General features: G+C 48.7%; 9 protein-coding genes. All 9 read left to right on the top strand.

The features are described from left to right. Positions 1-405: efflux RND transporter periplasmic adaptor subunit (locus PHP87_RS05535; protein WP_299919372.1), on the top strand; the 405-nt coding region annotated here is incomplete at its 5' end. Continuing rightward, the gene (locus tag PHP87_RS05540) at positions 405-3,512 is read left to right on the top strand and encodes an efflux RND transporter permease subunit (protein WP_299919374.1); all 3,108 of its coding nucleotides are present in this window, start codon (positions 405-407) and stop codon (positions 3,510-3,512) included. The genes PHP87_RS05535 and PHP87_RS05540, both read left to right, overlap by 1 nt. A gap of 369 nt (positions 3,513-3,881) precedes the next feature. Then, on the top strand, positions 3,882-4,454 hold the full coding sequence (locus tag PHP87_RS05545) for a TetR/AcrR family transcriptional regulator (RefSeq protein WP_299919376.1): 573 nt from the start codon (positions 3,882-3,884) through the stop codon (positions 4,452-4,454). Positions 4,455-4,636: 182 nt separating this feature from the next. Next, positions 4,637-5,236, top strand: a complete 600-nt coding sequence (locus PHP87_RS05550) for a TetR/AcrR family transcriptional regulator (RefSeq protein ID WP_299919377.1) — start codon at positions 4,637-4,639, stop codon at positions 5,234-5,236. A gap of 100 nt (positions 5,237-5,336) precedes the next feature. Further along, on the top strand, positions 5,337-6,365 hold the full coding sequence (locus PHP87_RS05555) for an efflux RND transporter periplasmic adaptor subunit (RefSeq protein ID WP_299919379.1): 1,029 nt from the start codon (positions 5,337-5,339) through the stop codon (positions 6,363-6,365). A gap of 6 nt (positions 6,366-6,371) precedes the next feature. Beyond that, the gene (locus tag PHP87_RS05560) at positions 6,372-7,097 is read left to right on the top strand and encodes an ATP-binding cassette domain-containing protein (RefSeq protein WP_299919382.1); all 726 of its coding nucleotides are present in this window, start codon (positions 6,372-6,374) and stop codon (positions 7,095-7,097) included. Continuing rightward, positions 7,090-8,244 carry an ABC transporter permease gene (locus PHP87_RS05565; protein WP_299919383.1) on the top strand — a complete coding sequence of 385 codons (1,155 nt, stop codon included), beginning with the start codon at positions 7,090-7,092 and terminating at the stop codon, positions 8,242-8,244. The genes PHP87_RS05560 and PHP87_RS05565 overlap by 8 nt, the downstream gene beginning before the upstream one ends. 15 nt (positions 8,245-8,259) lie before the next feature. Continuing rightward, positions 8,260-9,456, top strand: coding sequence for an ABC transporter permease (locus PHP87_RS05570; protein ID WP_299919385.1), 1,197 nt, complete (start codon positions 8,260-8,262; stop codon positions 9,454-9,456). A gap of 281 nt (positions 9,457-9,737) precedes the next feature. Continuing rightward, on the top strand, positions 9,738-10,870 hold a 1,133-nt coding region (wecB, locus tag PHP87_RS05575), incomplete at its 3' end, for a non-hydrolyzing UDP-N-acetylglucosamine 2-epimerase (RefSeq protein WP_299919387.1).

The following is a 10,870-nucleotide window of genomic DNA, read 5'->3' on the forward strand; positions in this document are numbered from 1 at the left end:
GCCGCGGGGGAGAAGCCTTTTAAAGGGCAGGTGAAAAGTGTCTCCGTGGTGCCGGATCCGGTTAAGCGCAGTTATTCGGTGAAGGTCAGTCTGTCCAATGCGGATGGTAAAATTAAGTCAGGGATGTTTGCCGAAGCCCGGGTGGATACCCAGAGTAAAAAAGATGTTCTGGCTATTCCGGTTAATGCTGTAGTTCCCAAGTCCGGGCGCCAGGTGGTCTTTGTCGTGGATGTGAAGGATAAAGAGAAGCGGGCGCGGGAAGTGGAAGTTGAAACCGGCATCAAAAATGAAAACTATATTGAGATAAACAAGGGTCTTAAAACGGGGCAGGAGGTTATTACCCGGGGTAATACGCTGGTCAGTGATGGAACCCTGGTAAGGGTTGTTGCCGGGGGGTCTAAATAATGAGAATTGTAAATTTTGCGGTTAAACGGCCGGTTACCATAACCATACTGGTTGCGGTGGTAATTATATTTGGCTTTTTCACCCTGTCCAAAATCCCCCTGGATCTTTATCCGGAGATGAAATTCCCCTATGCCGCGGTTATGACCTCCTATCCAGGTGCCGGTCCGGAAGAGGTGGAATCGCAGGTTAGCCAGCTCTTGGAAGGTATATTGAATACCTTGAGCGGTGTGAAAGAGATTCAATCCCAGTCTACTTCGGGATCCTCCCTCATTCTCATCAAATACAACTGGGGAACGAATATCGACAGCGCTCTAATGGACATCCGCGAGAAAATAGGTTTGATAGAGAAGTCTTTGCCCAGTGGGGTAGAAAAGCCCATGGTTTTGAAGATGGACCCTACCATGATGCCTATTATCCAGATGGGTATCAGCGGCGGGGACAAAATATCCCTGGGGCAGCTGCAGTCTATTGCTGAGGATGTCATTGAGCCTCGTCTCAGCCGCATCCCGGAGGTAGCCTCGGTAATCATCACCGGGGGACTGGAAAGAGAGATAAAGGTAGAAGTAGACCCGGTAAAACTGGAGGATTATGGTCTAAACCTGGCTCAGGTCAATCAGGTCCTGCAGCTGGAAAACTTCAATCTCTCCGGCGGCAAGGCCCGGGAAGGTGAGCGGGAGTATTATGTTCGCAGCCTGCAGCAATTTGAAAATCTGGATGATATCAGGAATGTAGCTATCCTCACCGCCAGCGGCAATACAGTGTATTTGAACGATATTGCAGAAATCAAAGATGCCTACAAGGATGACACCCAGATTACCCGGGTGGATGGAAGCAAGGCTGTGGGTATACACTGCCTGAAGCAGAGCGATGCCAATACCGTCAAGGCTTGCGCGGCAGTGAGAGAAGAAATGGAAAAAATCCAGAAGGAGCTGGATGTTGACCTCGATTTTAAAGTGGTCATGGATCAGTCGGCCTTTATCAACCAGTCCCTGGATATAACCAAGCGCATGATGGTGGAAGGAGCACTACTCGCTATACTGGTTCTCTTTCTTTTCCTGCGCAATGGCCGCAGCACCTTGATAGTCTTTACAGCTATTCCCCTGTCGATTATCGCCACATTTATTCTTATGTATGTCAACAACAGCACCTTGAACCTTATTACTATGGGGGGTCTGGCCCTGGGAATAGGGCGTATGGTGGATGACTCCATAGTGGTTTTCGAGAATATTTACCGGCACCGCAGCTTGGGTCTGCCGCCGGTAGAAGCTGCCCTCACCGGAGCCTCGGAGGTGGGCAATGCGGTTATCGCTTCCACCACCACCATTATTGCGGTTTTCTTCCCTATAATGTTTGCCGAGGGCCTGGCTTCCGTCTTGTTCAAACCTTTGGCTATAACCGTCAGCTTCGCTATCTTTTGTTCCCTTATAGTAGCTTTAACCATTGTTCCTCTCCTGGCATCGCGGATGCTCAGTGATAAAGCCATGCAGCCGCTGGATCCAGAAAAGGGGAGGATATCCCGAGTGGTCTTTGTTTTCGGCAGCTGGCTAGATAATTTGGGGGAGAGGTATAAAATTATCCTGCGCTGGGCCCTGGGGCATCGACGTCATGTGGTGGCTCTGGTCACGCTGCTGATGATTGGCGCCCTGGCCCTGGTTCCCTTTATCGGAGCGGAGTTCCTGCCCGCGATGGATGCAGGAGAAATATCCATAAGCATTGAAAACGACAAGGGTACTTTGCTGAAGGACACGGAAGAGGTAGTAGAAAAAGTGGAAGCCCAATTGCGGCAGGTTCCTGAGGTCTTTACGATTTTTTCCAGCGTGGGCAGCTCGGCCAGCATGTTTCTGGATTCTGGAACCAAAGCGGATCAGGCTACCCTCTATGTTAAATTAGTCCCCAAAGATGAGCGTAAGCGCAGCGGGGACGAGGTGGCGGAAGATATTCGCGGCAGGCTGAGCGGGATGGCCGGTTCCAAAATCAAAGTCAGCATCATGGATCTCACTTCCACCGGCCCCAGCGGCGGCGGGGGACAGGTCAGTGTGCAGGTGCGGGGGGATGACCTTCAGGTTTTGCGGGAAGTATCCGAAGAAGTTGCGGAAATAGTACGAAAAGTGCCTGGCACCCGGGAGGTCACTTCATCATTGAGTGATGGCAGCCCGGAAATACAGGTTAAGGTTGACCGTAAACGGGCCGCCACTTATGGTTTAACCCCGATGCAGGTAGCAGCAGAGATTAAGAATGTTATGATGGGGAATGTTGCTACTCGCTACAAAGTGGGGGGCGATGAGGTGGATGTCCGGGTACGTTACTCTCCCCAGAATCACAAAGAACTCGAATACCTGGAAAACCTGGCTATCAGCACCCCCAGGGGCGGGGTTCTGCGCTTGTCACAAATCGCCAGCTTCGAAATGGCCCCCGGACCCATTCAGATTACGCGGGTGGATCGGGTGCGCCGAGCGGAAATAAACGCTTACCTTTTAAACCGTGATCTCTCCGTGGTAATGAAGGATATACAAAACGAGGTGGCCAGGATTAACCTGCCTTCCGGCTATCGTATTGAATATGGCGGGCAAAACAAAGATATGATGGACAGTTTCAAAAGCCTGGGCATCGCCTTGATTTTGGCCATTATCCTGGTTTATGCGGTAATGGCCATACAATATGAGTCTTTTTTCAACCCCTTTGTAATAATGTTCTCGGTGCCGACTGCCTTTATTGGCGTGGTATTGGGCTTGCTCCTTACCAACAAAGCCTTTAGCGTATCGGCCTTCATCGGGGTAATAATGCTGGTCGGCATAGTGGTAGCCAATGCCATAGTCTTGGTGGATTACCTGAAACAGCTGCGCGAGCGCGGCATGGAGCGGGATGAAGCTATAGTTGAAGCCGGGCGGGTAAGGCTGCGTCCCATACTCATGACCGCTTTTGCCACCATACTGGCCATGTTCCCGCTATCCCTGGGCATAGGGGAAGGAGCCGAAGCCGATGCTCCGCTGGCCATAGTGATAATTTTCGGTTTACTGGTTTCCACCTTTATCACCCTGTTACTGGTACCGGTGGTTTACAGTATCTTTGACGACTGGGGTCAGAAGCTGAAGTTCCGCAGCAGGTAATAAAAAAATGCTAGGCATATGAGGGTTTTGCATAATCTAAAAAAATCTGTAAAAATAATTTTGAAAACTACAATATGGGGTCAGCACCCATAATAGCGATCGCAGGCTATGTAGGGAACGACCCCCGTGTCGTTCCGAATCAGGCGCAACAACCTTAATAGCGACTGCAAGGCATTGTAAGGGCGGTCTTCGAGCGCCCGCTTTCACCTTCGCCAGCGTTTTGTATATTCATGCAACCCTTATACAACAAAAAGGGTTTCCTGCAGTGGAGTCACACACCATATATTGAAATTGTTTTTTGTGAGAGTTAATTATGCAAAAACCTAATATAAGTGCTTTAATACCTGGCAGTAGTAGAGGAGAGTAGATATGAAAAAAGCTAAGAGAGAGCTGATTCTGGAGGCGGCGGTTCATGTCTTTTCCTCCAAGGGTTACCATAATGCCCGTATGGAGGAGATTGCTGCCGTGGCGGGGATAGGGAAGGGAACTATATATGAATATTTCTCCAGTAAGCTGCAGCTTTTTCAGGATATGCTCAATAAAAGCCTGCAGGTCTACTACCAGAATTTCAACCCGGAAGAGATGAAGCAATTATCCGTGGAGCAAAGGCTTCGTATCATTTTCGAGACCCATATAAAATTCTGCCGGGATAATAAAGAGCTGACCCGTCTGGTATTTTGGGACAGCGATATTTTTGACGAGGAACTGCGGGATTGGATCTATACCCAGCGTCAGGAGAAAGAAGAGCGGGTCGTTGAAATCATACAGGAGGGAATCGCCCGGGGAGAGCTGCGCGAGCTTGACCCCATGCTGGTAAAGGTGTTATTAACCGGCTCTGTGGCGGCCATGTGGGCTCCTATCACCCTGGACGGCTGGGAAACCGCACCGGAGGAACTGGCCCACGATGTTACCGACATACTTATGAATGGATTGAAGAAATAAGAGATAGTAAAATGCTAGTGCGCGGTACTAAATTTGTTAAGTTATTTATTTTTAAACTTAATAAATTAGTGCCGGGCACTTTTTGTTTTTTATCCTTTGACAAAATTTGCTGACGGGGGTAAAATGAGGCTATAAAACTGAGTGGTCAGTTTCAGAACTGACTGGACAGGAGGGCTGAATTCTTGTCGCTGAAAGAAAAGGAAAAAGAGCTAAAGAAGAATCTTATTGCGGAGGTGGCCTTGCAGCTTTTCTCCAGCCGGCCTTTTGAGGCGGTGACAGTAGATGAGATAGCGCGGGAGGTAGGCTGTGGCAAGGGTACCATCTATCTCTACTTTAAGAACAAGGATCACTTGCTGACCTGCCTTATATCCCGGGAACTGGAAAAGCTATGTCATGACATTGAGGAACAGTGCCTGCATAATGCTGATCTGCTGACAGCCATAGACAACTATCTGGTTTTGCAATTTCAATTCTTCCGGGGATATAACCAGATTCTATCTTCCTGGGTGCGGCGTCGCCTGCAAAACCAGGTTCGGGAGGAATGGATGGAGGATATCCAAAATAAACTTGGAAGAAAGCTGGAGATGGCAGTGGCGGTATTTGAGCGGGGGCAGGAAGAGAAACGATTGATTCCAGTGGAGAGTTATGAGCTGGCGCGCTTACTGGAGGCAATTTTTCAGGATGCCACTTTTCCTTTTGTGGGCGAAAAAAGCTGGGATAGTGATCCGGAGCGGATCATTAGTCTGATGAAGCTGGTTTTGACGCGGGGTATTCTGGCATAGTATAGCGGTATAGCAGGTACCCGGCAGATTAGAATTATAATGAATTTATCTGCCGGGCAACTGGAATAAATAAAGAGGAGAAAAAGGGGGAGTAAGGATAATGCAATCCAAGGCAACAGGGGTACTTCAAACCAGGCGAAACGTCGTATTTATCCTATTATTGCTGTTATTCGTGGCGGCTATAATTATCCTGGTGGGGTATTTTCAGAGGCAGCAAACGCTGGTTACCCAGGCTCATGAAAGCCTGGGCGCTACCGGAACCATTGAAGCGACAACAGTTAATGCGGCTTTCAAGGTTCCGGGTAAAATAGCTCGCATCTATGGGGATGAAGGTATGGAGGTTGAAAAGGGGCAATTGCTGGCGGAGCTGGACAGCCGTGAAATTGAGGCGAAACTGGCACAGTCCCAGGGAGCACTGGCTGCGGCTCAGGGTCGAGCCCGGCAGGCGGAGAGCGGGGTAGTTGCCACCAGCCAGACGGTTGAGGCGCTGATAACCAAAGCAGAAGCCAACCTGACCAACTACCAGCAGAAATACGATCGGGCCCAAAGTTTGCATGTAAGCGGGGCCATTGCCGACAGCCAGTTTGATGAAGCTACCAATGCTTTAAAGGCGGCTCAGGGTCAACTGAATGAAGCTCTGGCCGGGCGGGAAAAGGTGGAAGTAGCACGGCATGAGTGCGAGGCAGCCCAGGGGGTGGCTGAGCAGGCTCAGGGGGCGGTTCAGGAGGCGGAAGCTTACCTGGCTAACACTAAACTCTACTCCCCTATTGACGGTTTTATTACAATAAAGTATCTGGAAAGCGGGGAAATGCTTAATGCAGGTACCCCCATTTTCGAAATAAGTGATCTGCGCCGTAGCTATGTCAAGATCTATATTGATGAAAGCAAAATTGGCCGGGTTAAATTAGGACAATTAGCCGAGATAAGGGTACCGGCTCATCCGGATGAGGTTTTCCAGGGTAAGGTGGTCAAAGTATGTGATGCCGGGGAATTTGCCGTACATAAGGCGGTTAATGAAATGTACAGCCATGATATTCGCTCCTTTGAGCTGCGGGTGGATATCCCCAATAGTGATTTGCGCCTGAAAACTGGAATGACGGCATCAGTGCGTATTTTAGAGAAGGAGTAGGAGCCTATGAAAAACACCGGCGACAAGGGAGTTGTCATTTCTATCCGGGGCCTGGTGCAAAAAGTAGGCAAACGTACGGTGCTTAACGGCGTTGACCTGGATCTTTATCGGGGAGAGTGTTTGGGTGTATTCGGATTGCGTGGTACGGGCAAGACTACACTTCTACACGCAGCCCTGGGGGTTGATCGAATAAAATCCGGGAATATAGAGATATGGGGACAGAATATCGCCAAAAGCCAGGCCTATAAAAAGAAGCTGGGTTTGGTGACCCAGCAGCCCAGTTTATTTGCGGACTTGAATGTAGCCGAAAACCTGGATTTATTCAGGGTAATCAAAAAAGCCCCTTTTGAGCGGCTGGAGGACGTTATTCAACGCTTGCAATTAGAGGATTACCTGCACGAAGCTCTACCCAGCTTGCAGGTTGGGGTTTACCAGCGCGTAGCTCTGGCCTGTGCCCTCTTGAATCGTCCGGAAATCTTGATTATTGATGAAATTATCCGTGATATCGACCTGGAGTCACGCAGCATAATTCTGCAGGTCCTGGAAGCATATCTGGAGGAGGGCAATAGCTGTTTGTGTGGCTTTAGCAATATGGAACATGTTCATTACCTGGATCGTGTAGCCTGGCTGGATGACGGTAGTATTCATATCTACAGCCCGGATGAGGCGGAGAATTTATGGAGAGAGCTAAACGCTGTGATCCCCAAGAAGCGTGGTGAACAGGATGCTTAGGCTTTTTTATGCTTTTTTCCGGCGGGAGTTTACATATATATGGCGTGATCGTGGCCTGCGTGTCGTGCTTTTGGTGATGCCGCTTCTTTCCTTGCTTCTTTTTGGCCTGACTTACCGTACGCAGGTTTTGACCGATATACCGACCGCTATTGCCGACCTGGATCACAGTGCGCAGAGCCGGGCTGTGGCCTCTGATATAAAGCAGGCGGAAAATCTTGATGTAGTAGCTTATTATAATAGCTACGAGGAAATAAAAAGAGCCATCGAAAAAGGCGAAGTGGTGGTCGGGGTGGTTATTCCGGAAAAATTCGGACAGCAGCAGGAATTGAGACGTCCCACCCGGGTGGCCATGATTATCGATGGCAGCAACATGGTCTACGCGATCAATTCCAGTGTGGCTGTTTTGCAGGTGGTTCGAACCATTGAGGTAAAAAGCGGGGTAAAGGTTTTACTGGCCCAGGGAGAACATATGCAGGATGCCAAAAATGCTTTGATGGCGGTAAATTTCGTGGATGAACCCTGGTTTAATCCTACCATCAATTACGCTTTCTTTCTGGTGCTTGGATTGGTGCTCAATATCTGGCAACAATGCTGCACCTTGTTATCAGCCATGACCATTATAGGAGAGACGGGCACCCGCAGCTGGGTGCATTTGAAATCTTCCTCCATCCCTTTGTTCATAGTATTTCTAGCCAAGATCCTGGCTCACCTGGTCATTTTCATGGCTACAGTGGCAGTTTTATATGGCTTGTGTTTTGAAGTACTGCACCTTCCTTTGCGCTGTGATTTTGGCAAATTAATGTTGTTTACTCTGGGCTTTGCGGTGGCGATGCATAGCCTGGGAACTCTGATCTCCAGTTTTGCCCGCAATTCAGCCGATGCCAGCCGTATAGTCATGGCCATTGCGGTTCCCGCTTTTGTACTTTCCGGTTTTACCTGGCCCCTGGAGGCGATGCCGCAAGTGTTGGCCCAGGTGGTAAAATGGCTGCCGCAGACCGGTTTTTTCCAGGGGGTAATCTTTCTCACTATGAAAGATGCCAGCTGGACCTATATGTCGCAATACTATTTTCAATTCCTGTTGTTTGCCCTGATAGCCTATGCTTTAAGCATGGTATTCTTCAGGTTGATACCGCAGAATACCAGGTAGAAAGGGGGAGAGCCGATGAGAACTATGCTGAATATAGCCAACTACGAAGTGCGGCACATCCTAAAAGACCGGGTGGCATTTGCCATCGTTTTCCTTGCCCCCCTCTTTTATGCGTTCTTGATGGGGTCGGTTTATTTCTCGGCCGCCATAAACGATGTTCCCTTTGCTCTGGTTGACCTGGACCATAGCCTGGCCAGCCGGGAGGTCGTCAATGTTTTTAGCAGTGGTCAGCATTTTAAAATTAATCCCGAAATAGACAGCTACGAAAAAATGGAAACTGCTATGCGGGAGGGTATAATCCGCGGGGGAATAGTTATCCCGGAGGATTTTTCCCAAAAACTCAGTCAAAAGCAGGGTACCGAGGTTTTGGCCGTTTATGATGCGAGCAATTTGCTCTGGGGCTACAATGTGCGCAAATTTGCTTATGAGGGGATGGATGAATTCAACCGCCGCTATGCTGCTGCTTACCTGCAGTCTATGGGTATGCATCCGACCCAGAGTGATGAAGTATTAAATATGGTAAGATGTAGTATAATGACCTGGTATAATCCTACTTACAGTTATATTAACTTCCTTTATGCGGGGGTTATTTTTATAATCCTGCACCAGCTTGGTCTCCTGGGGATCACCCTTACTATACCACGGGAAAAAGAGGGCAACACCTGGATTCATTATCTGGCCAGTCCCCTGGAACGCTGGCAAATTATTTTCGGCAAGTCTTTACCATATATCATTGCTGGCTTTTTTAATTATGCTCTATTACTATGGTTTGCTCATCAATTTATTTTGCTCAAGATTGAAGGGAGCATTCTGTTAATATTGTTGCTGGGTTTTCTCTATACCTGTGCTATTATGTTCCTGGGCTTTTTTATCTCCCTCTATGCGGAGAACAGCCTGCAAATCAGCCGTTACTTGATCCTTTTATCTATCCCTATATTTATGATATCCGGGTATACCTGGCCGCGCTACCGGATACCAGGGGTAATTATCGCTATCTCCGAATTAACACCTTTTACCTGGATGGCGGAAGCTTTTCGCAAGGTCACCATTAAGAACCTGGGTTTTCCGGACATAGCTTTTAATGTGCTGGGTCTCATTATTATGATTATTATTGGAATTGGTCTCTCCTTTACTTTCCGCAAGGACCGGGAGCCGGTAGCAGGAGATAAAATAAGAGTAAACGGTGGTCTGGAATATCCCCGCCGGGTTTAGGTTTAGCTTATTGGTGCCCGGCACTCAAGTTATTATAATGATTTGAGTACCGAGCATCTTCTTATTTTGCTCTGCCTAAAAGCAGGAAGAAAGAAGATTGTGTATAAATAAGAAGGGTAAGGAAAAAAAATAAACTGTGAAAATTCGTTCGAACGGGGCACCCTATACACGAGTTTCCGCGATTAAGTGATAGTGAGGTGTGAGGGTGGTTGTGGCCCCTGGCCATGGGGGGGTTAGTAACAATAAAAGTTGCCTGGCAGCATAAGTAAGGAGAATTAAACATGCGTTTAGGAAAGGTAATGACGGTTTTTGGGACTCGGCCGGAGGCTATTAAAATGGCTCCGGTCATTAAGGAACTGAAAAAAGTGAAGGATATCGAAACGGTGGTAGCGGTAACGGCTCAGCACCGGGAGATGCTGGATCAGGTTTTACAGCTTTTTGATATCATGCCGGATTATGACTTAAACCTTATGAAAGAAAAACAAGACCTCTACAGTATTACCACCGGGGTTCTGAATGGTATGAAGGGAATATTGGAAAAGGAGCAGCCTGAGCTGGTTCTGGTACATGGTGATACTACCACTACTTTCGCGGCAGCTTTGGCAGCCTTTTACCAAAGAATTCCGGTAGGCCATGTGGAAGCCGGTCTGCGTACGCGGAACAAATACTCACCTTATCCTGAGGAAATGAACCGTACTCTGGCGGGCCGCCTGGCAGAGCTGCATTTTGCCCCCACTGATATCGCCCGGGAGAATCTCTTAAATGAATCGACCGGTAGTTTCAAGATATGGGTTACCGGCAACACGGTTATTGATGCTCTATTGGATACTATCCGTCCCGATTATGAATTCGGGCCTGAGCTTGAAGGAATAGATTTATCCAAACGCCTGCTCCTGGTAACCACCCACCGCCGGGAGAATTGGGGGAATCCTATGCGGCAGGTCTATCAGGCCTTGATTGACCTGGTGGAAGAATTCCCGGATGTGGAGGTGGTCTTCCCGGTTCATCGTAATCCGGTAGTAAAAGATTTGGCCCAGGAGATGCTTAAAGGGCGGGAGCGTTTTCACCTTATTGATCCTTTGGACTATGAGCCCTTTGCCCATTTGATGAATTGCTGTTATATGGTTTTAACCGATTCCGGCGGTATGCAGGAAGAAGCTCCTTCCCTGGGCAAACCGGTTCTGGTTCTCCGGGATACCACGGAACGCCCGGAGGCCCTGCAAGCCGGGACGGTGAAGCTGGTGGGTACGATACAAGAAAAGATTTATAAGGAAGCCCGGTTGCTTCTTACCAGTAGGGAAGAGTATGAGAAAATGGCCCGAGCCATCAACCCGTATGGGGATGGGCAGGCGGCCGTACGAATCGTAGATGTGATCAAGGATTTCCTCTATGTGCGTATAGGTGCCCAGGGTTA

This window comes from Syntrophomonas sp., assembly GCF_028707975.1.
Classification (GTDB): domain Bacteria; phylum Bacillota; class Syntrophomonadia; order Syntrophomonadales; family Syntrophomonadaceae; genus Syntrophomonas.